Consider the following 25163-nt stretch of genomic DNA (forward strand, 5'->3'; position numbering starts at 1 on the left):
GAACGACCCCCGACGAAGGAGCACTCACGTGATCGGCCTGATCGCCGCCACCGCGGCCGGCGCCGCCGCCCGCGACCGGCTGGCCACCGCCTGGCCGGAGACCACCGCCGTCTACGACGGCCCGGTCAAGGAGGCCGTCGCCCGCGCCTTCGCCGAGTGCGACCGGCTGGTGTGCTTCCTGGCCACCGGCGCGGTGGTGCGGCTGGTGACGCCGCTGCTGGCGGACAAGGCCACCGACCCCGGGGTGGTCTGCGTGGACGAGGCGCAGCAGCACGCGGTGGCCCTGCTGGGCGGCCACGAGGGCGGCGCCAACGAACTGGCGCACGCGGTGGGCGAGGTGCTGGGCTGCCGCCCGGTGGTGACCACGGCCACCGACGCGGTCGGCCTGCCGGGGCTGGACACCCTGGGCTGGCCGGTGGAGGGCGCGGTGGCGGCGGTGAGCCGCGCGATGCTCGACGGTGACCCGGTACGACTGGACGCCCATGACGTCCACCCCCTTCCTGCTCTGCCACCCAACGTAACGGCGACCACTGACAGTGACGTCCGGCTGGTGGTCGGCGACCGGGTCGAGGAGTTGGACGGGCGCACCGCGGTGCTGCGTCCGCCGTCCCTGGTGGTCGGGGTGGGCGCCAGCAGGGGGGCGCCGACCCGGGAGGTGCGGGAACTGGTGGAGTCGGCGCTGGCCGGCGCGGGGCTGTCGGCGCGCAGCGTGGCCGCGCTCGCCACCGTCGACGCCAAGGCGGACGAGCCGGGCGTGGTGGCGACCGCGGAGCACTTCGGGGTGCCGCTGCTGACGTATCCGGCGGCGGCGCTGGAGGCGATCGAGGTGCCCAACCCGTCGGCCGCGCCGCTGGCCGCGGTGGGCACCCCGTCGGTCGCCGAGGCCGCCGCGCTGGCCGCCGCGCCCGGCGGTGAACTCCTGGTCCCCAAGCGGAAGTCGGCCCCCGAGGGGCGGGCCGCGATGGCCACCGCCGCGGTGGCCCGGCGCCGTCCGCGCGGCCGGCTCGCGGTGGTCGGCCTCGGCCCCGGCGCCCGCGACCTGCTCACCCCGCGGGCCCGTACCGAACTGCGGCGCGCGTCGGTGGTGGTCGGCCTGGACCAGTACGTGGACCAGATCCGCGATCTGCTGCGGCCGGGCACCCGGGTGCTGGAGTCCGGGCTGGGCGCGGAGGAGGAGCGGGCGCGCACGGCGGTGGCGCAGGCCCGGGCCGGGCACGCGGTGGCGCTGATCGGCAGCGGTGACGCGGGGGTCTACGCGATGGCGTCGCCGGCGCTGGCCGAGGCGACCGCGGACATCGACGTGACCGGGGTGCCCGGGGTGACCGCGGCGCTGGCCGCGGCGGCGGTGCTGGGCGCGCCGCTCGGCCACGACCACGTCTCGATCAGCCTGTCGGACCTGCACACCCCGTGGGAGGTGATCGAGCGGCGGGTGCGGGCGGCGGCCGAGGCCGATCTGGTGGTCACCTTCTACAACCCGCGCAGCCGGGGCCGCGACTGGCAACTGCCCAAGGCGCTGGAGATCCTGGCCGCCCACCGCTCCCCCGGCACCCCGGTCGGCGTGGTGCACGCCGCCTCGCGCCCCGACGAGCGCGGCGAGGTCACCACGCTGGCCGCGCTCGACGTGACCACGGTGGACATGGTGACCGTGGTGACCGTCGGCAACACCGCCACCCGCGAGGTGGCCGGCCGCATGGTGACCCCGCGCGGCTACCGCTGGCAGAGCTGACCGCTTCCGTCCCCGCTTCCCGTCGCAACGAGCAAGGAGACCCCTCGCATGACCTCGTCCCCGCAACCCGCGTCCGACGCCGCCGCGCCGCAACCGCCCGCCCCCGCCCTGCTGCTCGTGGGGCACGGCACGCGGGACGAGGCGGGCGCGGAGGCGTTCCGGTCCTTCGTCCGGGAACTCGGCGAGCGCAACCCGCAGTTGCCGGTGGGCGGAGGGTTCATCGAGCTGTCGCCGCCGCCGCTGGCGGACGCGGTGGCCGAGCTGGTCGAGCGGGGGGTGCGGCGGTTCGCCGCGGTGCCGCTGGTGCTGGTCTCGGCGGGCCACGCCAAGGGCGACATCCCGGCCGCGCTCGCCCGTGAGGAGCGGCGCCACCCGGGCACCAGCTACGCCTACGGCCGTCCGCTGGGGCCGCACCCGGGGCTGCTGAAGGTGCTGGAGCGGCGGCTGGACGAGGCGCTGGGCGAGTCCGCGCGCACCCCGGCCGACCGGGCGCGGACCACGGTGCTGCTGGTGGGCCGGGGGTCCACCGACCCGGACGCCAACGCCGAGGTGTTCAAGGTGGCCCGACTGCTGTGGGAGGGGCGCGGGTACGCGAACGTGGAGACCGCGTTCGTCTCCCTCGCCGCACCTGACGTACCGTCAGGTCTGGACCGGTGCGCCAGGCTCGGCGCCGAGCGGATCGTGGTGCTGCCCTACTTCCTGTTCACCGGGGTGCTCCCGGACCGGGTGCGGCAGCAGGCGCAGGGCTGGGCGGACGCCCACCCGGAGGTCGAGGTGCGCCACGCGGACGTCATCGGCCCCACCGAGGAACTGGTCGAGCTGGTGATGGAGCGCTACCGCGAGACGCTCACCGGCGACCTGCGGATGAACTGCGACTCGTGCGTGTACCGGATAGCGCTGCCCGGTTTCGAGGAGCGCGTCGGCATGCCGCAGCAGCCGCACCACCACCCCGACGACCCCTCGCACGGCCACGGCCACCACGACCACGGCCATGTCCACTCCCACTGACGACGGCCACGACCTGCGCCACCACGGCGACGCCGAGGTGCGTGACGCGGGCGCGGACCTGACCGACCTGGCCGTCAACGTCCGTACCCGCACGCCCCCGGCGTGGCTCACCGCGCGCATCACCGCCTCGCTGAGCACGCTCGCCGCCTATCCGGACGGCCGGGCGGCCCGCCGCGCGGTGGCCGCCCGGCACGGCCGTCCCACGGAGGAGGTGCTGCTGACGGCGGGCGCGGCGGAGGCGTTCGTGCTGCTGGCCCGGGCGCTGGCGGCACGCCGGCCGACCGTGGTGCACCCGCAGTTCACCGAGCCGGAGGCGGCGCTGCGGGACGCCGGCCACCGGGTGCACCGGGTGGTGCTGCGGGAGGAGGACGGTTTCCGGCTGGACCCGGCCGCGGTGCCGCGGGAAGCCGACCTGGTGGTGGTGGGCAACCCCACCAACCCGACCTCGGTGCTCCATCCGGCCGCCGATCTGGCCGCGTTGGCGCGTCCCGGGCGCGTCCTGGTGGTGGACGAGGCGTTCATGGACGCGGTGCCCGGCGAGAGCGGGTCGCTGGCCGGACGGCGTGACCTGCCCGGTCTGGTGGTGCTGCGCAGCCTGACCAAGACCTGGGGGCTGGCGGGGCTGCGGATCGGGTACGTGCTCGCCGCCCCCGAGGTGATCGCCGCGCTGAGCCGGGCGCAGCCGCTGTGGCCGGTCTCCACCCCGGCGCTGGCGGCGGCCGAGGCGTGCTGCGAGCCGGCCGCGCTGGCCGAGGCGGAGCGGGCGGCGCTGACCATCGCCCGGGACCGGGCCCATCTGCTGGACCGGCTCGCCGCGTTGGCCCGGGTCCATGTGGTGACCCCGGCCGCCGGCCCCTTCCTGCTGCTGCGCCTGGACCGGGCGGACGGGGTTCGGGAACGCTTGCGCGACCTGGGGTTCGCCGTCCGCCGGGCCGACACCTTCCCCGGTCTCGGACCGCGGTGGCTGCGCACCGCGGTCCGGGACCGGGAGACCAGCGACCGGTTCGCCGAGGCGCTGGAGAAGGCGCTGGCGGGGTGAGCGCCGCCGCGGGGCCGGGTCAGTCGCCGAGTTCCTGCGGCGGCGTGTCGCGGCCGGGCACCTCGTCGGGGCCGAGGATCCGCCGGTCACCGGGGTAGGGGCGGGCCCAGCCGGTGGCCGCGTACCAGTCGACGCGGTTGAGCTGTGCCGGGTTGACCTGGTCGAGCTGGGGCTTGGCGCCGCCGGTCCGCTGGAGCCGGCTCCACGCCTCCCACTGCCGGGCCAACTCCTTGACGTGGGCGGGCACTTCGGGCCGGCCGGCGGCGGAGGCCGTCGAGGCGTCGGCGGCCCGACCCGCTGCGGACTTGAGCCCGAGGTCCAGCGGGATCTCGTTGGGCCGGGCGGTGTAGGGGGTGAGGTCCGGGTGGTCGGTGAAGACGTCGTACATCGGCTCGGCGGCCCGGTCCACCTGGTTCATCGGCTGCGCCCCGAGGATCTGCTCGATGGTGCGCACCACGTTGACCTGGGAGTAGTACGTGGACACCACGGTGCCGCGCTTGGCGTAGGGGCTGGCCACCCACAGCGGGGCGCGGTGGCCGTCCACGTGGTCGGTGCCGTTCTGGGAGTCGTCCTCCAGGACGAAGACGGCGCTGTCCTTCCAGAACGGGCTGTGCGAGATCGTGTCGACGATCCGGCCGACGGCGAGGTCGTTGTCGGCGACCATGGCGGTGGGGAACGGGTCCTTGCCGCTGATGCCGTTGGTGTGGTCCTGCGGGAGCTGGATGAAGGTGAGGTCGGCCAGCTTGCCGGTCCTCACCGCCTGGGCGAAGTGGCGCTGCCAGATGTCCACCCGGTACTGGTCGGGGATGTCGGTGTCGAACGTCGGGTAGTCCGGGTGGTTCATGGCGTTGACCGACGGCACGTCGGAGGTGGTCGGGTAGGCGCCGATCGGGGTGGCGAGGGGGCCGGTCGCCTTGCCCTCCAGCACCCGCGCGTCGTGGTACCACTGGGCCCAGGTGGGGGCGCCGGTGGCGGGCAGCGCGATGTTGCCGGCGTATTCGCTGTAGTCGTCCACCGTCTTGCCGGCCCGCCGCACGGTGTCCCACAGGAAGCCGCTGCGCTGATAGGCCAGGGCGTCGTTGCCGAGCGCCGGGTAGCTGCGGTAGAAGGCGCCGAACTCCTTCTCCAGGTAGTCGTTGGCGTCCGCCTGCACCAGCCAGTTGTGGCCGTCGGCGGAGAGCGTCCCGATGTCGTAGAAGTTGTCCATCAGGGCGTAACGCCCGGCCAGCGCGTGCAGGTTGGGCGTCACGTGCCGCCCGAACTGGGCCAGCGACGGGTCGCCGTCGCCCTTGCCCATGTCGCCGAGCACCTGGTCGTAGGTGCGGTTCTCCTTGTCGATCAGGAAGACGTGCTTGATCTTCGACGGGCTGCCCAGCCGCGCCGGGATCACGGTGGGCCGGTCCGCCGCCGTGCCGTAGCCGGATCCGCGGCGCAGCAGCTTCTCCCAGTCGTTGTCGACGAAGACCTGGTGCGTCAGCTTGCCGAGCGCGGCGTGGCTGGGCGGGGTGAACGTGGTCACCGAGCCGGTGTCGTCGTAGGTGTTGTGGCCGGTGGCCGGATTGGTGCCGGGGCCCTCGGAGACGGTGGAGAAGGCGCCGCGGGTGCCGATGCCCTTGTCGTTGGTGACCACGACGCGGCCGGTGGCGGCGGAGCGCTGGACGGCCACCGGGTACCAGTCGGTGGGGATCAGCCCCTCGTAGCGCACCGGGGCGCGTCCGCCGTCCCACCGGTACTGGGCCAGGGCGTTGTCCCGGCCGATGCTGACCAGCAGGGTGTGCGGGCCGGCGAAGGCGAGCGCGTTGGGGTAGCTGCCGACCGAGGAGCCGGGCAGCGGGTTGACGTTGAAGGTCTGGGTGACCCGCCTGGTGCGGGTGTCGATCACCGAGACGCTGTCGTCACCGGAGTCGGCCACCAGCAGCGAGGTGCCGGCCAGGGTGAGCGCGCTGGGCTCCAGGCCGACCCGCACGGTGCTCTTCTCGGTGCCGGAGGCGAGGTCGATCACGGAGACGGTGCCGTTGGTGACGCGGCCGTCCCGGGCGTCGGCGACCACCTGGCTGCCGTCGGTGGTGTTGGTGCGGTCGCCGGGCTTCGGGGGCCGGCCGCCCTCGTTGGAGACGAACGCCTCGCCGCCGGTGACGACCACCTGGCGCGGGGCGATGCCGACGGGTATCTGGCGCACCAGGGTGTTGGTGGCGGTGTCGACCACGCCCAGGGTGTTGCTGCCGTTGAGGGCGACGTAGAGCTTGCCGCCGTCCGCGGAGAGCGCCATGCCGGACGGCAGGGCGCTGCCGTGCGGGCCGGTGAGCTTGACGACCACCGGCGCGCCGGTGACCTTGCCGTCCGGGCCGACGGTGAACCGGGCGAGGTCGGAGCTCTGCGGGAACCACAGGGTGCGGCCGTCCGGCGAGTACAGCGGCCCGTCGGCGGCCACCTTGCCGTCGCCGATCTTCCTGTCGCCGGCCGCGCCGGTGCCGACCTGCTGGACGACGGCGCCGGTGGCCACGTCCATGATGGTCAGGTAGCCGGTGCCCTGCCGGTAGGTGAGGGCGGCCAGCTTGCGGCCGTCGGGGCTGAGGGTGCTGGAGACCAGCCGCCCGTCGCCCACCAGGTGGCGGTCGCCGAGCGGGGTGATGCGCTGGTTGTCCGGCAGCAGGATGCCCTTGGCGGTCCGCTGCCCGTCGACCTTGTCGGTGCCGAAGCCGCCGAACGCTCCGGTGACCCCGGCCGCGGCGGCTGCCGCGGTGACCCCGAAGGCGGCGGTGACGGCGAGCGCGGCGATCGCCGTCCCGCGCAGCCCCTTGGGTCCGCTGCTGTGTCTGTGCCCCATCCTCATCTGGTCCCCTGTCGTGTGCCGTGGCGTCGGAACGGGCGTCGGGCGCCGACCGTAGCGGTGTACGTGAACATGACGAGTGGGAGCGAAGTGGCCCGCGGACGGCCGGTCGGTGAACGTATCGGGCGGGCAACGCCTGCCGGTCGGGCGGGAGTTCAGGTGGTGTCGAAGCAGCCGTCGAACTCGTAGAGCGGGTTGGTGCGGGTACGGCCGTCGGCGCCCTGGACGCGTTGCTGGCCGACGAGGGTCGCCGGGCCCTGCGCGCTGTAGCAGCCGTTGGGTTCGACGTGCACCTCGTAGCCGATGGGCTGGGTGATCCCGCTGGGGGCCGGCCAGTGCACCAGGCAGACCCAGTCGTCGCCGGGGCCGCTGCCGCCCGCCGCCCTTCCGCCCTTGCCGCACCGCGCCCAGGTGTCCGGCGGCGGGGTGTTGTCCGCGCCGTGCAGCTGGACCTGCTGGAGGACGAAGAGCCGGCGGAACTCGGGGCCCACCGAGCCGGCGAGCCGGTCGGCGGTGATCTCCGGCGTCCCGCACGCGGCGGCCCCGGCCAGCGTCACGGCGGCGAGGAGGGCGGTCACGGCGCCCTTGCGCGCTTTCCTCACGGTCACCCCTTGGTGAAGTCACGGCGCCGGAAGAGCGCCCCGGCGACGGCCAGGCAGACGACCAGGTATCCGGCGCTCACCAACGCCCCCTCGATCAGCGGCCCGTGGTACGGCGCCGCCCGCGCCAGCCCGTGCCAGGCGTCGAACGGCGTGGTGAGCAGCGCGTGCCGTACCCCGGCGAGCACCGGCCCGCCGCCCACGTACGCCAGCAGCTGCATCACCAGCCCGGCCAGCACCGGTACGCCGATCCCGGCGGCGGTGTGCCGGGTGGCGACCGAGCAGAGCACGCCGAGCGCGGTGAAGCCGAGCGCGGGCGGCAGGGCGGTCAGCCAGGCGAGGACGACCAGAGCGGCGGCGTGCCCCGGGCCCAGTCGGGTGCCGTCCAGCACCACCAGCGGCTCACGGCCGACGAGCAGCACCCCGGCGGCCAGGCTGCTCACCCCGGCGAGGGCGACCACCACCACGGTGAAGGTGGCGGCGGCCAGCACCTTGCCGGCGAAGAGCCGGCCACGGCCCAGGGACCTGGTCAGGATCGTCTTCCAGGTGCCGTGGTGGTCCTCGGCGGCGAAGATGTCCCCGGCGACCAGGCAGGTGAGCACCGGGAACGCCCACTGCCCGGCGAACCCCAGCACCACCAGCGGGACGGCGAACCCGGTGTCGTGCACCCAGCGCCCGAAGAGGGTGTCGGAGGGCACGGTGTCCTGGGTGTTCAGCGCCAGCGTGAAGACGAACGGCGCCAGCAGGCAGATCGCGGTGACGGCCCGGATCCGCCACTGGGCGCAGAGCTTCTCCAGCTCCCACAGGTAGACCACGCCGGTCCCGCCGCGGGTGCGCCCGGTCGCGGCGGGCCGGTCCGTGGTGGCGACGGCGGTCATGGCTCGCCCCTTCCGGTGCCGGTGAGCGTCAGGAAGAGCGATTCCAGCGGGGTGGCCCGAAGGCTCAGCGCGCGTACCGCGACGCCGTCCCGGCCGAGCGCGAGCACGTAGGCGTCGAGCGCGTCGGGGGCGGCGCGCACCGCGAGGCCGCCGTCGGGGTGGCCGGCCGCGGTGACCCCGGGGGTGGCCGCGGCGGCCCGCGCCGCCGCCTCGTCGTCGCTGGTCCGCAGGTGGTGGGCGGGGTCCGGGGCGCGGGACCGCAGGTCGGCGAGGGAGCCGGTGTAGGCGACGCGGCCGGCGCTCAGGACGGTCACGTCGTCGCAGACCTCCTCCACCTCGGCCATGTTGTGACTGCTGAGCAGGACGGTCAGGCCGTCGGCGGCGAGTTCGCGCACCAGGCGGCGCATGTCGCGGACGCCGGCGGGGTCCAGGCCGTTGGCGGGTTCGTCGAGCACCAGCAGGCGCGGGGCGCGCAGCAGGGCGGCGGCGATGCCCAACCGCTGGCGCATGCCGAAGGAGTAGCCGCCGACCTTGGCGCGGTGGCGACCGGCGAGCCCGACCCGGTCGAGGGCGGCGTCGATCCGCCCGGGGGCCGCGCCGCCGTCGAGGTCGGCCAGGAGCGCCAGGTTGCGGCCGGCCGACAGGTACGGGTAGAAGCGCGGGCTCTCCACGAAGCCGGCCACCCCGTCCAGGCCGCCCGGCGGGCGCTCCCGGCCGAGCAGCCGCAGCGTTCCGGCGTCCGGGCGCACCAGCCCGAACAGCATCCGCAACACCGTGGTCTTCCCCGCCCCGTTGGGCCCCAGCAGCCCGTGCACCCCGCCGACCGCCACCGTCAGATCGACGCCGGCCACCGCCGTGGTCGCACCGAATCGTTTCACCAGCCCCCGCGCCTCGACCGCCGTCCCCAACCGCCCGCACCCCCTCGCCCGTTGCCGTCAACGGCTGTGAACGTAGGGCCGGCCGGCGTACGGCGGAAGACGCGCGGAGGAACAACGGATGCCGCCCGGGCTACAGCGCCGGAGCGACGGAGGCATGATCGTCAACCAAGGGTTGACGCTCCGGTATCGACAACCTACGGTTGACGCATGTCGAAGAACCCCGTACGGCTCGACGACCTGATCGAGCACGTCCTCAACCGCAACCCGGAGGCCGACGCCCTCCAGCACCTCTCCGACGCCGTGGAGACCTCCACGCACCTCGGCGAGGTCGCCGACCACCTCATCGGCCACTTCGTGGACCAGGCCCGCCGCGCCGGCGCCTCCTGGACCGAGATCGGCCAGCACATGGGGGTGAGCAAGCAGGCGGCGCAGAAGCGCTTCGTCCCCAAGGAGACCGAGCCTGACGAGCTGCTGGAGGCGGCCCCCGGCTCCAACCTGTTCACCCGGTTCACCGCGCGCGCCCGCACGGCGGTGGAGAACGCCCAGCAGTACGCGCGCTCGCTCGGCGGCGAACTCATCGGCTCGGAGCACCTGTTGCTCGCGCTGCTGGACGACTCCCAGGGCCTGGCCGTCAAGGCCGTCGAGGCCCTGGGCGCCCCCGCCGAGCAGGTCCGCGAGGTGGTGCTGACCGCCCTCGGCCAAGGTGAGGCGTCCGACAAGGACCGGCTGCGCTTCAGCCGCGGCGCCAAGAAGACGCTCCAGCTCGCGCTGCGCGAGGCGCTCCACCTCGGCCACAACTACATCGGCACCGAGCACCTGCTGCTCGGCCTGCTGCGCAACGAGGGCGAACTCGGCGCCGAGATCCTCATCGGCCTCGGCGTCACCCGCGAACGCACCGAGGAGTGGGTGGTCGCCCTGCTCGACCAGTACCTGAAGTCCGGTGGCGAGCAGGGCGGTCAGCGGGAGACGTCCGAGGGCGGCGAGAAGACCGACGGCGGCGACTGAGCCGCTCAGCCCACCACTGCTCAGCCCACCACGCGGCCCCGCAGCACGATCCGCCGCGGGGCCGCCAACACCCGTACGTCCGCCCGCGGATCGGCCTCGTAGACCACCAGGTCGGCCGGGGCGCCCTCGTCCAGCAGCGGTCGGCCCAGCCACCGGCGTGCCCCCCAGGTGGCCGCCGAGACCGCCGCCACCTGCGGGATCCCCGCCTCCACCAGTTCGGCCACCTCGTCGGCCACCAGTCCGTGCGGCAGCGAACCGCCCGCGTCGGTGCCGGTGAAGACCGGGATGCCGGCGTCGTAGGCGGCGCGCACCGTGTCGTAACGGCGGGCGTGCAACCGCCGCATGTGCGCCGACCAGTTGGGGAACTTGGCCTCGCCGCCGTCGGCGAGCCGGGGGAAGGTGGCGATGTTCACCAGCGTCGGCACGATGGCCACCCCGCGTTCGGCGAACAGCGGGATGGTCTCCTCGGTGAGCCCGGTGGCGTGCTCCACGCAGTCGATGCCCGCCTCGACCAGGTCGGCCAGCGAGTCCTCGGCGAAGCAGTGCGCGGTCACCCGGGCGCCCTCCTCGTGGGCGGCGGCGATCGCCTCCTCGATCGCCCAACGCGGCCAGCAGGGCGCCAGATCACCCACCGAACGGTCGATCCAGTCCCCCACCAGCTTGACCCAGCCGTCCCCGCGCCGGGCCTCGCGGCGTACGTACGCGGCCAGGTCGCCCGGCTCGATCTCGTGCGCGTAGTTGCGGATGTAGCGGCGGGTGCGGGCGATGTGGCGCCCGGCCCGCACGATCCTCGGCAGGTCGGCGCGGTCGTCCACCCAGCGGGTGTCGGCGGGCGAACCGGCGTCCCGCAGCAGCAGGGCCCCGGCGTCCCGGTCGGCCAGCGCCTGCTTCTCCGAGGTGGCCTCGTCCACCGCGCCGTGCGCGTCGAGGCCCACGTGGCAGTGGGCGTCCACCAGACCGGGCAGCACCCAGCCGGTGACCGTCCGCACGTCCCGGGCGGTGGCCGGAGGCCGGTAGGTGATCCGGCCGCCGACCACCCACAGCTCGTCGCGGACCTCCTCCGGTCCGACCAGCACCCGGCCCTTGATGTGCAGCACCGCGCCATCCGTCATGGACAGGACTCTACGAGCCCGCGGGCGCCGCCGGACCGCCGGGTACGCTCGGCGAAACCCCCTGACCGTCCGGGAAGGCGACACGCAGTGACACACCCGTCCCCCATCACCCCGCACCCCCTGCTGGACCTCGAACCGCTCACCGCGGCGCGGTTCGCCGCCATCGAGCGCAAGGTCGCGGCCCTGCTCGGCACCACGCAGGACATCGTGGTCATGCAGGGCGAGGCGCTGCTGCCGCTGGAGGGGTGCATCCGCTCCGCCGCCCGCCCCGGCTCCACCGCGCTCAACGTGGTCACCGGGCCGTACGGGCAGACCTTCGGCGGCTGGCTGCGGGACTGCGGGGTCACCGTGGTCGACCTCGCGGTGCCGTACCACACGGCGGCCGGCGCCGAGCAGGTGGCGCGGGCGCTGGCGGAACACCCGCGGATCGACTTCGTCTCCCTGGTCCACGCCGAGGCGGCGACCGGCAACACCAACCCGGTGCCCGAGATCGCCGAGGCGGTACGGGCGCACGGCGCGCTGCTGATGGTGGACGCCGTCGCCTCGGTCGCCGCCGAACCGCTGCTGCCCGAGGCGTGGGGCGTCGACCTGTGCGTCATCGGCGCCCAGAAGGCCATGGGCGGCCCGGCCGGGGTCTCCGCGGTCTCGGTGAGCGAGCGCGCCTGGCAGCGCATGGCCGACAACCCGGCCGCGCCGCGCCGCTCCTACCTGTCGCTGCTGGACTGGAAGGAACGCTGGATCGACACCGGCCGCGCCGCGCTGCCGCACGCCCCGGCCCAGTTGGAGATGCTCGCCCTCGACGCCTGCCTGGACCGCGTCGAGCACGACGGCCTCGACGCGGTGACCGGCCGCCACCGGTCCGCCGCCGTCGCTACCCGGGCCGGGGTACGGGCGCTGGGCGACGGCGTCGAGCCGTACGTGCGCCTCGACCACGAGGCGGCCCCGGTGGCGACCACGCTGCGCACCACCGGCGACGCCCGCGAGATCGTCGCCGCCGCGCTCCGGGCCGACCCCGCCGTGCCGCTGACCGCGGGCGGCGGCGCCCTCGCCAAGGAGATGATCCGCGTCAACCACTACGGTCCGGACGCCCAGTTGCCGGTGATCCACCGTTCCCTCTCCGCGCTCGCCACCGCCTTGGACGCCGACCCGGCCGCCGCCCTGGAGGCCGCCTCCGCCGCCTGGTCCGCCTGACGCCGTCCGGCCCCGGGCAGCACGCACCACCCGGTCCACGACGCCCGCCATGGCGGGCGTTTTTCCGCGTGCCGCCCGGGCAAACCTCCCGCCGCGCCGCTCACCGCGATATCCATATTTCTCCGGCGGAATTCCGAGAATTCACGGAGCGCATTCGCCCGTTCTCTTCTGCCCAGCCTCCGGCGGGCTAAACACCAAGATTTCACAGCGGTCCGGCGGCCGATTCCAGGCGTGTTCCGGGGAGGTTACCCAGGTGTGACCGACTCCACAACGCGCCCGATGTGCCCGGACATATCCGGGCACATCGGTACGCAGAACCGCCCGTCGGCCACGATGTTCGCGTGCGCGTGATAACACAAGCAGGGCTTTCAGGTAACCCCGCGCCCCGATGCATTTCGCTTTTTCGCTGGGTAAATTCATCCCGCATGACCGCCACGTCGGAAGAACTTCTGCCCGCTGAGCCGGAACGCCGGACGGATTTCCGGTTGGACACGCCTTCGGTGGACGACGGCGCCGCGATCTGGCGGATCGCCCGTGACTCCAAGGCACTGGACCTCAACTCGTCGTACAGCTATCTGCTCTGGTGCCGCGACTTCGCCGGCACATCCGTGGTGGCGCGGGACGAAACCGGCACCCCGGTGGGTTTCGTGACCGGTTACGTACGCCCCGAGCGCCCCGGGACGCTGGTCGTCTGGCAGGTGGCGGTGGACGGCGCGTACCGCGGACGCGGACTCGCCGCGGCGATGCTCGACGGTCTGGCCGAACGGGCCGCCGAGGCCGGCATCCGTCACCTGGAGACCACCATCACCCCGGACAACGAGGCGTCCAACCGGCTGTTCACCTCCTTCGGGGCGCGGCACGGCGCCGCGGTCGAGCGCGAAGTGCTCTTCCACGGCGGCCAGTTCCCGGACCCGCACGCGCCCGAGGTGCTGTACCGCATAGGCCCGCTGACCTGACCCGCTGACCGACCCGCTGCCCCGACCCCTGGCCGACCCGACCCCTGGCCGACCCGACCCCTGGCCGACACCCGGCCGGCGCCTTTCCCTCGCCGGCCGCGCATTCCCCCCTCTTCCCCTCACATCAGCCCCGAGGAGATCACGGTGACCATCACCCCGCCCGAGTTGAGCATCTTCGAGTCGCTGGAGTCCGAGGTCCGCAGCTACTGCCGTGGCTGGCCCGCGGTGTTCGACCGCGCGCAGGGCAGCCGGCTCTACGACGAGGACGGCCACAGCTACCTGGACTTCTTCTCCGGTGCGGGCGCCCTCAACTACGGCCACAACAACCCGGTACTCAAACGCGCGTTGCTGGACTATCTGGAACGCGACGGCATCACCCACGGCCTCGACATGAGCACCACGGCCAAACGCCGCTTCCTCAGCTCGTTCCAGGAGGTGGTGCTCGCCCCGCGCGGCCTGGACTACAAGGTGATGTTCCCCGGCCCCACCGGCACCAACGCCGTGGAGGCCGCGCTCAAACTGGCCCGCAAGGTCAAGGGCCGCGAGGCGATCGTCTCGTTCACCAACGCCTTCCACGGCATGTCGCTGGGGTCGCTGGCGGTCACCGGCAACGCCTTCAAGCGGGCCGGCGCCGGCATCCCGCTGGTGCACGGCACCCCGATGCCGTTCGACCACTACCTGGACGGTCGCGTCCCGGACTTCCTGTGGTTCGAGCGCCTGCTGGAGGACTCCGGCTCCGGCCTCAACCAGCCCGCCGCGGTCATCGTGGAGACCATCCAGGGCGAGGGCGGCATCAACGTCGCCCGCCCCGAATGGCTGCGCGGCCTGGCCGAGTTGTGCCGACGGCGCGACATGCTGCTGATCGTCGACGACATCCAGATGGGGTGCGGGCGCACCGGCCCGTTCTTCTCCTTCGAGGAGGCCGGCATCGTCCCGGACATCGTCACCCTGTCCAAGTCCATCGGCGGCTACGGCATGCCGATGTCGCTGACGCTCTTCAAGCCGGAGCTGGACATCTGGGAGCCCGGCGAGCACAACGGCACCTTCCGCGGCAACAACCCGGCGTTCGTCACCGCGACGGCCGCGCTGGAGGCGTACTGGGCGGACGGCCAGATGGAGAAGCAGACCGTGGCCCGCGGTGAGCAGGTGGAGGCCGCGCTGCGGGAGATCGCCGCCGAGCACCCGCGGTCCGGCGCCACGTACCGGGGGCGGGGGCTGGTGTGGGGGCTGGAGTTCACCGACCCGGCCCGGGCCGGCGCCGTCTGCCGCCGCGCCTTCGAGCTGGGGCTGCTGCTGGAGACCTCCGGGCCGGAGAGCGAGGTCGTCAAGCTGCTGCCGGCCCTGACCGTCTCCCCCGACGAACTCGACGAGGGGCTGCGCACCCTGGCCCGCGCGGTCCGCGACACCGCCTGACCGCACCCCCGCGCCCGTCCGCGCGTCCGGCGCCGACCGGGCGCCGAGAACCCCGTACCGACAGAAAGGCACACGTCACCGTGATCGTCCGCTCGTTCAAGGACATCGAAGGCACCGACCGGCATGTGAAGGCCGCGTCGGGCACCTGGGAGAGCAAGCGCATCGTCCTCGCCCGGGAGGGCGTCGGCTTCTCGCTGCACGAGACGGTCCTCTACGCGGGCACCGAGACGTCGATGTGGTACGCCAACCACATCGAGGCGGTGCTGTGCGTCGAGGGCGAGGCGGAGCTGACCAACGACGAGACGGGTGAGAAGCACTGGATCACCCCGGGCACGATGTATCTGCTGGACGGCCACGAGAAGCACACGCTGCGTCCGAAGACCGACTTCCGCTGCGTGTGCGTCTTCAACCCGCCGGTCACCGGCCGTGAGGACCACGACGAGAACGGGGTCTACCCGCTGCTCACCGAGCCCGCCGGCGCCTGAGCCGGGTCCGCTCCCCCCTCTCCCTCGTCCCTCCCTCCTCCCTCCTCCCGACGACGCCCTGAAAGGAGCCGTATGACCACCGCCCCCGAGCGCATCGCCGACGTCTACCCGACCCGTGGCGCCACCGAGGTGGCCGTTCCGCGCCAGGACCCGGTGGTGTGGTCCGGGCCCGACGCCCCCGGGCCGATCCGCCCGGCCGAGCTGAGCGGCTTCGAACGCGACGGGTTCCTCACCGTCGACCAGCTCATCACCCCCGAGGAAGTCGTCCGCTACCGCGCCGAGTTGGACCGGCTGATCGCCGATCCGGCGGTCCGGGCCGACGAACGGTCGATCGTCGAGCCGAAGTCGCAGGACGTACGGTCCGTCTTCGAGGTCCACCGGATCAGCGAGGTCTTCGCCGAACTCGTCCGCGACCCGCGGGTGCTGGACCGCGCCCGGCAGATCCTCGGCTCGGACGTCTACGTCCACCAGAGCCGGGTCAACGTCAAGCCCGGCTTCGGGGCCAGCGGCTTCTACTGGCACTCCGACTTCGAGACCTGGCACGCCGAGGACGGGCTGCCGCGGATGCGTACCGTCTCGGTCTCCATCGCGCTGACCGACAACCACCCGACCAACGGCGGCTTGATGATCATGCCGGGGTCGCACCGGACGTTCATCGGGTGCGCCGGTGAGACCCCGCTGGACAACTACAAGCAGTCGCTGAAGATGCAGGAGGCGGGGACCCCCTCGCACCAGGCGCTGAGCGAACTCGCCGAAGCCCACGGCATCAAGCTCTTCACCGGCCCGGCCGGCTCCGCCACCTGGTTCGACTGCAACTGCATGCACGGCTCCGGGGACAACATCACCCCGTTCCCGCGCAGCAACGTCTTCATCGTCTTCAACAGCGTGGAGAACACCGCCGTCGAGCCGTACGCCGCCCCGGCGCGCCGTCCGGAGTTCATCGGCGCGCGGGACTTCACCCCGGTGCGCTGACCGGCACCGGTAGGACCTACAGGCCGGCGGGCCACTTGTAGTCGTTGGGGACCTTCATGGTGGCCCCGCCCGGCCCGTAGACAAGGGCGATCTCGTCGTGAGCGTTGAGCACGATCGCGGCGGGGTCGCCCTTGACCTGTTTGCCGTTGACGTACGCGCGCAGTTCCTTGCCGCCGCCCGCCTTGAGCCCGCCGATGTGGTCGGCGGAGAGCGCCACGTCCCACTCGGTCATGAACTGGCCGAGGGTGAACGTGGACTTCACCGGTGACTCGATGTGGATCACGCCGGAGGTGTCGTGGGTGTGCAGCGGGCTGATGCGCTGCTCCTGCTCGTCGATGCCGATGAAGGCCGGCACGGTGACCGGCTTGCCGTCGGCCAGCACGTCGAGGTGGGTGTGGATGTGCATGACCTGGCCCTCGGCGCCGAGCATGGGCAGCCCGGCGGCCCGGACCCGGGCGGTGGCGTCGGTGGGCGCGGCCCACGGCGGCGGCGTGGTGCGCCCCTCGGCGGTGGTGCGCGGGTGCTGGGGTACGCCGGAGCCGTCGCCCCCGCCGTCCGCGCCGGGTGTGGTGGCCGGTGCGCTCGGGCCGGGTGAGTGGGTGGCCGCCTTGGCGTCGGTGCCGGTGGGGCCGCAGGCCGCGAGGGCCGCTCCGGCCAAGGCGGCGAACGCGGTCGCGGTGACGGGCAGGAGGCGGCGGGTGCGGGAGGTGCGGTCGGCCACGGCAGGGGTCCTTCGGTCGGCGTAGGGCGGTGGGCCCGAGCGCCGCCCAGGATAGCCGCGCTGCCCCCGCTTCTTTTTTCTAGCGCTCACTATAGAAGGCGTGCTACGGTGACGTCATCACGTTTTTTAGCGGGCGCTATAGAAGCGAGGGGAGGGGTGTGTCTCAGGAAGATGTGGCGGGCGGGGCGGTCCTGGCCGGGGCCTGCTCGAAGGCGCCGTCCACCCGGCGGGGCAGGGCGGACGGGTTGTCGTCGCGCAGTTCCGGTGGCAGGAGCGCGGGCGGGGTGTCCTGGTGGACCACGGGGCGCAGCCAGCGTTCGACGGCGGTGGCGCCGACCGACGTCGAGGTCGAGGTGGTGGCCGGGTAGGGGCCTCCGTGGTGCTGGGCGGGGGCCACGGCGACCCCGGTCGGCCAGCCGTTCACCAGCACACGGCCGGCCAGCGGGGTCAGCCGGGCCAGCAGCTCGGCGGCGCTTCCCGTACCGGCGGCCTCGGCGCGGGACAGGTGCGCGGTGGCGGTGAGGTTGCCGGCGAGCCGGGCCAGCACCGCGGCGACCTCGGCGGTGCCGGCCGGGCCGTCCTGGTAGCGGGCGACCACGGTGACCGGGCCGAAGCACTCCTCGGTCAGCAGGTCGTGCGGGCCTTCCGCGGCGAGCCGGGCGGCGGGCACGGTGAGGAAGCCGGGGCGCACGGTGAGCGGTGCCCCGTCCGTCCCGCCGGGGCCGGGTGCGACGGGGGCGGTCACCTCGGGCAGCGCGGCCCGCTCCCGGACCCCGGCCAGGAAGCGCTCCCGCATCCGGACGTCCAGCAGGACCCCGGCCGGGGCCTCGGCGACGGCCCCGGCGAGGGCGGCCACCAGGCGGTCCCCCGCGTCCCCGGCCGGGACGAGGACGAGCCCCGGCTTGGTGCAGAACTGGCCGTTGCCCAGGGTGAAGGAGGCGGCCAGACCGGTGCCGATCTCCTCGGCGCGTTCGGCGGCGGCAGCGGCGGTGACCACCACGGGGTTGAGGCTGCCCAGTTCGCCGTGGAAGGGGATGGGCCGCGGGCGGGCCGCCGCGGCGTCGTGCAGCGCCCGGCCGCCGGCCACCGACCCGGTGAACCCGGCGGCGGCCACCAGGGGGTGGGCGACCAGGTCGGTCCCGGCCCGGAAGCCGTGCACCAACGAGACGACCGCCTCCGGGAGTCCGGCCTCGGCGGCGGCGCGGCGCAGCAGCGCGGCGCAGAGTTCGGAGGTGGCCGGGTGGTCGGGGTGGGCCTTGACGACGACCGAGCAGCCGGCGGCGAGGGCGCTCGCGGTGTCGCCGCCGGGCACGGAAAAGGCGAGGGGGAAGTTGCTCGCGGAGTAGACGGCGACGACGCCGATGGGCACCTTGTAGCGGCGCAGATCGGGGCGGGGCGCCGGGACGGCGTGCGGATCGGCGTGGTCGATCCGCACGTCGAGGAAGGCGCCCTCGTCCACCAGGTCGGCGAAGAACCGGAGTTGGAAGGTGGTGCGGGCGAGTTCACCGGTGAGCCGGGGGGCGCCGAGCGCGGTCTCGGCGTCGGCGGTGGACACCAGACGGTCGGCGGCGCCGTCGAGCAGATCGGCGGCGGTGCGCAGCAGCCGGGCCCGGGCGGCGCGGTCGGCGAGCGCGGGCAGGGCGGCTGCCGCCGCGGTGACGGCCGCGTCCACCTCGGCCGCCGTGGCCTCGACCGCCACCTGCTCCCGTGGCTTCCCGGTGCGGGGGTCGACGCTCCAGACTGGTACGGGCACGGAAGGAACCTCCTGGCCTGTCTCGGCGTGAGGACGGTCGGACGCCGCACAACGTGTTCGCTATGCTGAACACGGTTTTTGCTCGTGAACTCGGCGGGAGCCTACTGGCGGTCTCCCGCCCGGAACAAGAGGGGTTCGGCCATGCCGGTCGGCGAAGGCGGCGGCACGCAGGTGAAGTCGGCGGTACGCACCGTCGAACTGCTGGAGTTCTTCGCGGGGCGCCCCGGGATGCACAGCCTGGCCGCGGTGCAGGAGGCGACGAGGTACCCCAAGTCCAGCCTCTACATGCTGCTGCGCACCCTGGTCGACCTGGGCTGGGTGGAGACCGACGCCACCGGCACCCGGTACGGGATCGGGGTGCGGGCGCTGCTGGTCGGCACCTCCTACATCGACGGCGACGAGGTGGTGGCGGCGGCCCGGCCGACGCTCGACCGGCTCTCCGACGACACCACCGAGACCATCCACCTCGCCCGGCTCGACGGCACCAACGTGGTCTACCTGGCCACCCGCCAGTCGCAGCACTACCTACGGCCGTTCACCCGGGTGGGACGCCGGCTGCCGGCGCACAGCACCGCGCTGGGCAAGGCGCTGCTGGCCACCTATCCCGACGAGCAGGTGCGCACGATGCTCCCGAAGACCCTCGACGCGCTGACCGAGCACACCATCACCGACCGGGAACGGCTCATCGAGGAACTGCGCACCATCCGCGAGCGCGGGTACGCGGTGGACCGCGAGGAGAACACCGTGGGGCTGCGCTGCTTCGGGGTGGCGCTCCCCTACCGCACCCCGGCGCGCGACGCGATCAGCTGCTCGGTCCCGGTGGCCCGGCTGTCCCCGGCGCACGAACAGACCATCAAGGACGCGCTCTTCGACGCCCGCGACCGCCTCACCCTGGCCACCCGGCATCTGTGACCCGGCGCGCGCCGCGCCCGCCCGGACCCGTTCCCCTGATCCGCCGCCGGTCCGCCGGTGGCCGACGTGCCGAAGAATCCTCCGTCCCCGGACGGAAACCGGGTGACCGGCCGCGTCGCGGCTAGCCTCGCTGGAGGCGGCGGGTGAAGGGATCCGAGGTGACGTCAGCGGAGGCGGCCGGCGGGCCCGAGGCCCCGGCACGGACGGCGGTGCGAGGCGTGGTCGTCCGGCCAACGCCCGTCCCGCCAGGGCGCCTTCGGCGTGGTGAGCCCCGGCCTCAGCCCCGCCGCCGGGACGTCCCCGTGGCGGCCGGCGGGCCGGCCCGCGCCCCGTCATGAGCGTCCGCGAGGGCACCCGCCGCCCCGAAGGGCCCCGCCGCTCCGCGCGCCGCCTTCCGTTCCGCTCCGTTCAGGAGGAACCGATGCACGACGTGGTGAACTGCCCCAGCGCACCGGGCGGCCTGCCGCTGATCGGCCACACGCTGGCCGTCCTCGGCCGGCCGCTGTCCTTCTTCGAGTCCACCCGCACCGACGATCCGCTGGTCCGGGTGGTCATCGGCCGCCTTCAGGTCTACCTCGCCAACGACCCCGACCTCGTGCACCGCATCCAGGTGGACACCGACACCTTCGAACGCGGCCGGTTCTTCGAGGTGCTGGCCGGCCACTTCGACAACCCGCCGATCGCCTCCAACGGCCCGGCCCACCGCGGCCAACGCCGGGCGTTGAAGCCGGTGTTCAACCGGCCGAGCGTGCGGCAGTACACCGACGCCATCGTGGAGGAGGCCGAGGCGCTGGCCGCCGGATGGCGGCCGGGCCGGCTGCCCGACGTGCGGCAGCAGCTCTCCGATGTCGTCGCCTGCACCGTCCTGCGCTGCCTGTTCAGCACCGAACTGTCCACCGAGGACGTCCACGACATCCAGCGGACCATCTACCAGGTGGCCCGCCGGCTGCTGCCCGGCACCCTCCTGCCGGCCGCCGTGACCCAGGTGCCCACCCCCGGCAACCGGCGGCTGGCCGAGGCGATGGGCCGCTTCCGCGTCCTGGTGGAACGGCTCGTCCGGGAACGCGAGGAGCACGGCCAGGGCCACCACGACGCGCTCTCCGCGCTGCTGCACGCCCGGCACGGGGCCACCGGCCGGCCGCTGACCCCGCGCGAGATCCGCGGCGAGTTCCTGGTCCTGCTCTTCGCCGCGCTGGAGACCACCAGCACCACGCTGGCCTGGGCGCTGTACGAGATCGCCACCCACCCGCGGGTGGCCGCGCGGCTGGCCGACGAGGTCGACGCCGTGCTGCGGGACGGCCCGGCCACCTACGACGGGCTGCAGCGCATGCCGTATCTGCGGCAGGTGCTCCACGAGACGCTGCGGCTGCACCCGCCCACGCTCTTCACCCGGCGCACCCGGCACGCGGTCACCCTGGCCGGGGTCGCCGTCCCGGCCGGCGCCGAAGTGGGCTACAGCCCGCGCGCGATGCACCGCCACCCGGGGCTCCACCGCGACCCGGCGCGCTTCGACCCGTCACGGATCGGCAGCGAGGGGGCACTGCCGCAGGGCGCGTTCTTCCCCTTCGGGGTCGGCGCCCACCGCTGCATCGGCGAACACCTGGCGATGACCACCATGGCGGCGGTCGTCGCGGCCGTCGTCGCCCGCTGGACGATCCGCCTCCCACCCCGCGTCCGCGTCCGCGAGACGATCAGCTCCATGCCCCACCCCGACTCCCTCCCCCTCCAACTCACCACGCGCCCCTCGGCCTCGCGGCGCAGCGCCCGCTACGCGACCGCCCGCTACAGTCACCCGGCATGACCTCACAGGAGACCGGCCACACCCGCCGGGCGTCGTCGTTCGGCGGGAGTGCGGGCGCTTACGCCGACCATCGGCCCGACTACCCGCAGGCCGCGGTGGCGTGGGCGTTGCGACCGCTCGCCGGACGGCCATCGGGCGGGGCCGCCGACGACCGCCCGCACCTGCTCGATCTGGGCGCCGGCACCGGCAAGCTCACCGGCGTGCTGCTGCGTACCGGCCACCGGGTCACCGCGGTGGAACCGGATCCGCAGATGGCGGACGAGTTGCGGCGGCGGGAGCCGGGGGTGCCCGTGCTGGCCGGGCGGGGCGAGGAGATCCCGTTGCCGGACGGTTCGGTGGACGCCGTCCTGATCGGCCAGGCGTTCCACTGGTTCGACCCGCGGCTCGCGCTGCCGGAGATCGCCCGGGTGCTCACCCAGGGCGGGGTGCTCGCCGGGCTGTGGAACGCCGACGACGACCGGGTGCCGTGGGTGGCGGGCCTGGCCGAGGTGTCCGGGGTCCAGGTGTCGTTCACCGGGTGGCCCGAGGAGCCGATGATCCCCGGGCACCCGTCGTACACCCCGGTCGAGCGCGGAACGTTCCCGCACGCGCAGCGCCGTACCGCCGACTCGCTCACCGCGACCCTCGCGACGCACTCGCGGTTCCTGGTGCTCCCCGCGGAGGAGCGGCGGCGGGGGCTGGAGAGGGTGCGCGATTACCTGGGCGGGCGGCCGGAGACGGCGTGCGGGGAGTTCGAGCTGCCGCTGGTCACCCTCGTCGAGCGCTGCGTGATCGCCCCCGGCTGACGGGCGGCGGCCGGGGCCGGGGACGCCCCCGGGCCCGGCCGGGGGCTCACTGGTGGCCGGACACCTCACGCGGGGTGTAGGGGGCCTGGAGGCGTTGGGCTTCCTCGTCGGTGAGTTCCAGGTCGAGCGCGGCCAGGGCGTCGTCGAGGTGGTGCGGCTTGGTGGCGCCCACGATGGGGGCGGTCACCACGGGGTTGCGCAGCACCCAGGCGAGGGCGACCTGGGCGCGCGGCACGCCGCGTTCCTCGGCGACCCGGCCGACCTCGTCGACGATCTCGCGGTCCTGGTCGACGTAGAAGGTCTTGCTGCCCTCGTCGGTCTCGGTGCGCGCGGTGCCGACGTCCCAGGGGCGGGTGAGCCGGCCGCGGGCCAGCGGGCTCCACGGCAGCACCCCGATGCCCTCGTCCGCGCAGAGCGGCAGCATCTCGCGCTCCTCCTCGCGGTAGACGAGGTTGTAGTGGTTCTGCATGGTGACGAACCGGGTCCAGCCGTTGCGCTCCTGGAGGTGGAGCGCCTTGGCGAACTGCCAGGCGTACATCGAACTCGCCCCGAGGTAGCGGACCTTGCCCGCCTTGACCACGCCGTGCAGGGCCTCCAGGGTCTCCTCGACCGGGGTGTGCGGGTCCCAGCGGTGGATCTGGTAGAGGTCAACGTAGTCGGTGCCCAGGCGGCGCAGGCTGTTGTCGATCTCGGTCATGATCGCCTTGCGGGAGAGCCCGGAGCCGTTGGGGCGCCCCGGCCGCATCGGGAAGTAGACCTTGGTGGCGATGACCACCTCGTCGCGGCGGGTGTAGTCGGCGAGGGCGCGGCCGACGATCTCCTCGCTGGTGCCGTCCGAGTAGTAGTTGGCGGTGTCGAAGAAGTTGATGCCCGCCTCGATCGCGCGCCGTATGAAGGGGCGGCTGCTCTCCTCGTCCAGCGTCCACGGGTGGGGACCGCGGGTGGGCACTCCGTAGCTCATACAGCCGAGGGCCAGTCGTGAGACGTCCAGTCCGGTCCGGCCGAGTTTCACGTACTCCATGGGTGCCTCTCCGAGTCGGTTTCGGTAACGTCGCGCCAGGCGGACGTGATCGTACGGTAGACGTCCAAGATCCGCTCGGGGATTCCCGGGGGCGCGGAGAGCTTCGGCACGGGCCCGTAGCGCGCTCAGCCCTCCGCCGCCAGGGCCAGCCCGCGGTCGATGAGCGCGCCCAGTTCGGCCAGGTGCGCGGCGGTGGGGTCGGACAGCGGCGGACGGACCCCGCCGACCGGGCAGCCGCGCAGCCGTACCGCCGCCTTGACCAGCGAGACGGCGTATCCCTCGCCCTGGTCGCGCAGTTCGGCCAGCGGCCGGTAGAAGCCGTCGAGCAGCCGGCCGACGGTGGTGGTGTCGCCGGCGGTCAGGGCGCGCTGGAAGGCGAGGGCGATCTCGGGGGCGAAGCCGAAGACGGCGGAGGAGTAGAGGCGGACGCCGATGCCCCGGTAGGCGGGGGCGGTCAGTTCCGCGGTGGGCAGGCCGTTGACGTAGCGCAGGCCGCTGCCGGGGGCCTGATCGCGGACCGCGGAGACGATGCGCCGCATCAGTTCCAGGTCGCCCAGGCCGTCCTTGAGGCCGGCGATGCCCGGGGTGCGGGCGAGTTCCACCACGGTGCGGGGGGTGAGGACGGCGGTGCCACGCTGGTAGACGACGATGTCGAGCGCGGTGCCGGCGGCCAGCGCGGTGTAGTGGCGCAGCAGCCCCGCCTGGTCGCCGGTGACCAGGTACGGGGGCATGGCCAGCAGTCCGTCGGCGCCGGCCGCTTCGGCGAGCCGGGCGTAGCGCAGCGCGAGCCCGGTGCCGTACCCGGTGCCGGCCACCACCGGCACCCGGCCCCGCGTGGCCCGTACGGCGGCGGCCACGCAGTCGCGGTACTCCTCCGGGGTGAGCGCGGGGAACTCGCCGGTGCCGCAGCAGGCGAAGACCGCGCCGGCGCCCGCCGCCACCCCGGCGCCCACGTGCGCCCGGTAGGCGTCCAGTTCGAGCCCGCCGTCCGGGGCGAACGCGGTGACCGGGAAGAACAGCGGGCCGTTCAGGTCCCTCAGGCGCCCGCGCGACGCTGCGGTCATCGGAGGTACCCCCGTCCGGCGCGTTCCGTCAGGCGACATGCGTGCACATTCGTGAACGACGCCACGCTAAGGCAGCCGCCGGAGGCCGGTCAAGCACCCCGGTGGCCCGCTCCGGTGCCTTTCCAGCGGGGTCCGCGATGGACATACTTCTGAACATCATCCACGTATAAGCATGGAGGATCCATCATGCCCGCTCCCCGTACCGTCCTGCTGACCGGTGCCGCCGGCGGCGTGGGAACGCTGATGCGCCGTCTGCTGCCGTCCTACGGCTACCGGCTGCGCCTGCTGGACGTGGTGCCGATCGAGGACGCGGAGGAGGGCACCGAGGTGGTCACCGCGGACCTCGCCGACACCGGGGCGCTGCGCGCGGCGGTACGCGGCACCGACGCCGTGCTGCACCTGGCCGGCATCTCCCTGGAGGCCGATTTCCCGGAGATCCTGCGCGCCAACGTCGAGGGCACGTACCACCTGTACGAGGCCGTCCGCGCCGAGGGCGTGCGGCGGGTGGTCCTCGCCTCCAGCAACCACGCGGTCGGCTTCACCCCGCGCCCGGCCGGGGACGACCCGCTGGTCCCGGTCGACACCCCGCACCGCCCGGACACCTTCTACGGCCTGTCCAAGTGCTTCGGCGAGGACCTGGCCTCGCTCTACTGGGACCGGTACGGCGTCGAGACGGTCTCGGTGCGCATCGGCTCCCTCCAGCCCGAGCCGACCGACGTGCGCATGCTCTCGGTGTGGCTCAGCCCCGCGGACGGCGCCCGGCTCTTCCACGCCGCGCTCACCGCCGGGGACGTCGGCCACACCGTGGTCTACGGCAGCTCCGCCAACACCCGGCTGTGGTGGGACCTTTCCTCGGCCCGGGCGCTGGGCTACCAACCGCGCGACGACGCCGAGGCGTTCGCCGCGCGGCTCCTCGCCGAGCAGGGCGAACCCGACCCGGCCCGGCCCGAACACGCCTTCCTGGGCGGGCAGTTCTGCACCGACCCGCCCAGGTGGGGACGGTGACGGGAACCG

At 73.9% G+C, this 25163-nt stretch carries 22 protein-coding genes; 13 read left to right on the forward strand and 9 right to left on the reverse strand.

Annotated features, from left to right (window positions below):
• The first annotated feature begins 28 nt into the window (after positions 1-28).
• The 3 genes from cobJ to cobC are packed head-to-tail and all read left to right on the forward strand — an operon-like array spanning position 29 to position 3773.
• Positions 29-1726 carry a precorrin-3B C(17)-methyltransferase gene (gene cobJ / locus SCATT_RS04830; protein WP_014141812.1) on the forward strand — a complete coding sequence of 566 codons (1698 nt, stop codon included), beginning with the start codon at positions 29-31 and terminating at the stop codon, positions 1724-1726.
• A 48-nt stretch (positions 1727-1774) separates the two neighbouring features.
• Positions 1775-2734: a sirohydrochlorin chelatase gene (locus SCATT_RS04835; RefSeq protein ID WP_014141813.1), complete on the forward strand. Its 960-nt coding sequence runs from the start codon at positions 1775-1777 to the stop codon at positions 2732-2734.
• Complete coding sequence (cobC, locus tag SCATT_RS04840; RefSeq protein ID WP_014141814.1) at positions 2718-3773, forward strand: Rv2231c family pyridoxal phosphate-dependent protein CobC; 1056 nt, start codon at positions 2718-2720, stop codon at positions 3771-3773. The genes SCATT_RS04835 and cobC overlap by 17 nt, the downstream gene beginning before the upstream one ends.
• 19 nt (positions 3774-3792) lie before the next feature.
• Here the strand turns inward: cobC and SCATT_RS04845 are convergent, their stop codons facing one another.
• The 4 genes from SCATT_RS04845 to SCATT_RS04860 form a co-directional block, all read right to left on the reverse strand.
• A complete protein-coding gene (locus SCATT_RS04845; RefSeq protein WP_014141815.1) occupies positions 3793-6600 on the reverse strand; it encodes a bifunctional YncE family protein/alkaline phosphatase family protein in 2808 nt (935 codons plus the stop codon).
• A gap of 158 nt (positions 6601-6758) precedes the next feature.
• Positions 6759-7205 carry a hypothetical protein gene (locus tag SCATT_RS04850; RefSeq protein ID WP_014627512.1) on the reverse strand — a complete coding sequence of 149 codons (447 nt, stop codon included), beginning with the start codon at positions 7203-7205 and terminating at the stop codon, positions 6759-6761.
• A gap of 2 nt (positions 7206-7207) precedes the next feature.
• Positions 7208-8080 carry an ABC transporter permease gene (locus SCATT_RS04855; protein WP_014141817.1) on the reverse strand — a complete coding sequence of 291 codons (873 nt, stop codon included), beginning with the start codon at positions 8078-8080 and terminating at the stop codon, positions 7208-7210.
• Positions 8077-8958: an ABC transporter ATP-binding protein gene (locus SCATT_RS04860; RefSeq protein WP_014627513.1), complete on the reverse strand. Its 882-nt coding sequence runs from the start codon at positions 8956-8958 to the stop codon at positions 8077-8079. Before SCATT_RS04860 ends, SCATT_RS04855 begins: the two co-directional genes overlap by 4 nt.
• Positions 8959-9165: 207 nt before the next feature.
• Here SCATT_RS04860 and SCATT_RS04865 point away from each other — a divergent pair, with 207 nt between their 5' ends.
• Complete coding sequence (locus SCATT_RS04865; RefSeq protein ID WP_014141819.1) at positions 9166-9963, forward strand: Clp protease N-terminal domain-containing protein; 798 nt, start codon at positions 9166-9168, stop codon at positions 9961-9963.
• A 20-nt stretch (positions 9964-9983) separates the two neighbouring features.
• Here SCATT_RS04865 and SCATT_RS04870 read toward each other — a convergent pair whose 3' ends face one another.
• Positions 9984-11075: an amidohydrolase family protein gene (locus tag SCATT_RS04870; RefSeq protein ID WP_014141820.1), complete on the reverse strand. Its 1092-nt coding sequence runs from the start codon at positions 11073-11075 to the stop codon at positions 9984-9986.
• Between the two features lie 87 nt (positions 11076-11162).
• Between SCATT_RS04870 and SCATT_RS04875 the strand changes: the two genes are divergently transcribed.
• The 5 genes from SCATT_RS04875 to thpD all read left to right on the forward strand — a co-directional run bounded on the left by SCATT_RS04875 (position 11163) and on the right by thpD (position 16092).
• Positions 11163-12266, forward strand: a complete 1104-nt coding sequence (locus SCATT_RS04875) for a pyridoxal-phosphate-dependent aminotransferase family protein (protein WP_014141821.1) — start codon at positions 11163-11165, stop codon at positions 12264-12266.
• A 425-nt stretch (positions 12267-12691) separates the two neighbouring features.
• On the forward strand, positions 12692-13222 hold the full coding sequence (gene ectA / locus SCATT_RS04880) for a diaminobutyrate acetyltransferase (RefSeq protein ID WP_014141822.1): 531 nt from the start codon (positions 12692-12694) through the stop codon (positions 13220-13222).
• A gap of 144 nt (positions 13223-13366) precedes the next feature.
• Complete coding sequence (gene ectB / locus SCATT_RS04885; protein ID WP_014141823.1) at positions 13367-14635, forward strand: diaminobutyrate--2-oxoglutarate transaminase; 1269 nt, start codon at positions 13367-13369, stop codon at positions 14633-14635.
• An 80-nt stretch (positions 14636-14715) separates the two neighbouring features.
• Positions 14716-15120: an ectoine synthase gene (locus SCATT_RS04890; protein WP_014141824.1), complete on the forward strand. Its 405-nt coding sequence runs from the start codon at positions 14716-14718 to the stop codon at positions 15118-15120.
• Between the two features lie 72 nt (positions 15121-15192).
• Positions 15193-16092 (forward strand): ectoine hydroxylase, encoded by a 900-nt coding sequence (thpD, locus tag SCATT_RS04895; protein WP_014141825.1) that lies wholly within the window; start codon positions 15193-15195, stop codon positions 16090-16092.
• A 16-nt stretch (positions 16093-16108) separates the two neighbouring features.
• Here thpD and SCATT_RS04900 read toward each other — a convergent pair whose 3' ends face one another.
• Both SCATT_RS04900 and SCATT_RS04905 read right to left on the reverse strand, forming a co-directional pair.
• Positions 16109-16813, reverse strand: coding sequence for a hypothetical protein (locus SCATT_RS04900; protein WP_014141826.1), 705 nt, complete (start codon positions 16811-16813; stop codon positions 16109-16111).
• A gap of 163 nt (positions 16814-16976) precedes the next feature.
• Complete coding sequence (locus tag SCATT_RS04905; RefSeq protein WP_014141827.1) at positions 16977-18566, reverse strand: aldehyde dehydrogenase family protein; 1590 nt, start codon at positions 18564-18566, stop codon at positions 16977-16979.
• Between the two features lie 141 nt (positions 18567-18707).
• On the opposite strand from SCATT_RS04905, the gene SCATT_RS04910 reads away from it, so the two are divergent.
• The 3 genes from SCATT_RS04910 (at position 18708) to SCATT_RS04920 (ending at position 22064) form a co-directional block, all read left to right on the forward strand.
• Entirely contained in the window at positions 18708-19478 is a 771-nt protein-coding gene (locus SCATT_RS04910) for an IclR family transcriptional regulator (RefSeq protein ID WP_014141828.1), read from the forward strand.
• A 421-nt stretch (positions 19479-19899) separates the two neighbouring features.
• Complete coding sequence (locus SCATT_RS04915; protein WP_014141829.1) at positions 19900-21279, forward strand: cytochrome P450; 1380 nt, start codon at positions 19900-19902, stop codon at positions 21277-21279.
• Complete coding sequence (locus SCATT_RS04920; RefSeq protein ID WP_014141830.1) at positions 21276-22064, forward strand: class I SAM-dependent methyltransferase; 789 nt, start codon at positions 21276-21278, stop codon at positions 22062-22064. Before SCATT_RS04915 ends, SCATT_RS04920 begins: the two co-directional genes overlap by 4 nt.
• Positions 22065-22110: 46 nt before the next feature.
• Here SCATT_RS04920 and SCATT_RS04925 read toward each other — a convergent pair whose 3' ends face one another.
• Both SCATT_RS04925 and SCATT_RS04930 read right to left on the reverse strand, forming a co-directional pair.
• Positions 22111-23085: an aldo/keto reductase gene (locus SCATT_RS04925; protein WP_014141831.1), complete on the reverse strand. Its 975-nt coding sequence runs from the start codon at positions 23083-23085 to the stop codon at positions 22111-22113.
• Between the two features lie 125 nt (positions 23086-23210).
• Complete coding sequence (locus SCATT_RS04930) at positions 23211-24149, reverse strand: 5-dehydro-4-deoxyglucarate dehydratase (RefSeq protein ID WP_014141832.1); 939 nt, start codon at positions 24147-24149, stop codon at positions 23211-23213.
• Positions 24150-24335: 186 nt separating this feature from the next.
• Between SCATT_RS04930 and SCATT_RS04935 the strand changes: the two genes are divergently transcribed.
• Positions 24336-25154 carry an NAD-dependent epimerase/dehydratase family protein gene (locus tag SCATT_RS04935; protein ID WP_014141833.1) on the forward strand — a complete coding sequence of 273 codons (819 nt, stop codon included), beginning with the start codon at positions 24336-24338 and terminating at the stop codon, positions 25152-25154.
• Positions 25155-25163 lie beyond the last annotated feature (9 nt).

The sequence above is a fragment of the Streptantibioticus cattleyicolor NRRL 8057 = DSM 46488 genome, assembly GCF_000240165.1.
GTDB classification, from domain to species: domain Bacteria; phylum Actinomycetota; class Actinomycetes; order Streptomycetales; family Streptomycetaceae; genus Streptantibioticus; species Streptantibioticus cattleyicolor.

Coding starts and splice junctions, on each gene's coding strand:
- SCATT_RS04835 (WP_014141813.1), top strand. CDS start 1,775: ATGACCTCGTCCCCGCAACCCGCGTCCGACGCCGCCGCGCCGCAACCG.
- cobC (WP_014141814.1), top strand. CDS start 2,718: ATGTCCACTCCCACTGACGACGGCCACGACCTGCGCCACCACGGCGAC.
- SCATT_RS04845 (WP_014141815.1), bottom strand. CDS start 6,600: ATGGGGCACAGACACAGCAGCGGACCCAAGGGGCTGCGCGGGACGGCG.
- SCATT_RS04855 (WP_014141817.1), bottom strand. CDS start 8,080: ATGACCGCCGTCGCCACCACGGACCGGCCCGCCGCGACCGGGCGCACC.
- SCATT_RS04865 (WP_014141819.1), top strand. CDS start 9,166: ATGTCGAAGAACCCCGTACGGCTCGACGACCTGATCGAGCACGTCCTC.
- SCATT_RS04870 (WP_014141820.1), bottom strand. CDS start 11,075: ATGACGGATGGCGCGGTGCTGCACATCAAGGGCCGGGTGCTGGTCGGA.
- ectA (WP_014141822.1), top strand. CDS start 12,692: ATGACCGCCACGTCGGAAGAACTTCTGCCCGCTGAGCCGGAACGCCGG.
- thpD (WP_014141825.1), top strand. CDS start 15,193: ATGACCACCGCCCCCGAGCGCATCGCCGACGTCTACCCGACCCGTGGC.
- SCATT_RS04910 (WP_014141828.1), top strand. CDS start 18,708: ATGCCGGTCGGCGAAGGCGGCGGCACGCAGGTGAAGTCGGCGGTACGC.
- SCATT_RS04915 (WP_014141829.1), top strand. CDS start 19,900: ATGCACGACGTGGTGAACTGCCCCAGCGCACCGGGCGGCCTGCCGCTG.
- SCATT_RS04920 (WP_014141830.1), top strand. CDS start 21,276: ATGACCTCACAGGAGACCGGCCACACCCGCCGGGCGTCGTCGTTCGGC.
- SCATT_RS04925 (WP_014141831.1), bottom strand. CDS start 23,085: ATGGAGTACGTGAAACTCGGCCGGACCGGACTGGACGTCTCACGACTG.
- SCATT_RS04930 (WP_014141832.1), bottom strand. CDS start 24,149: ATGACCGCAGCGTCGCGCGGGCGCCTGAGGGACCTGAACGGCCCGCTG.
- SCATT_RS04935 (WP_014141833.1), top strand. CDS start 24,336: ATGCCCGCTCCCCGTACCGTCCTGCTGACCGGTGCCGCCGGCGGCGTG.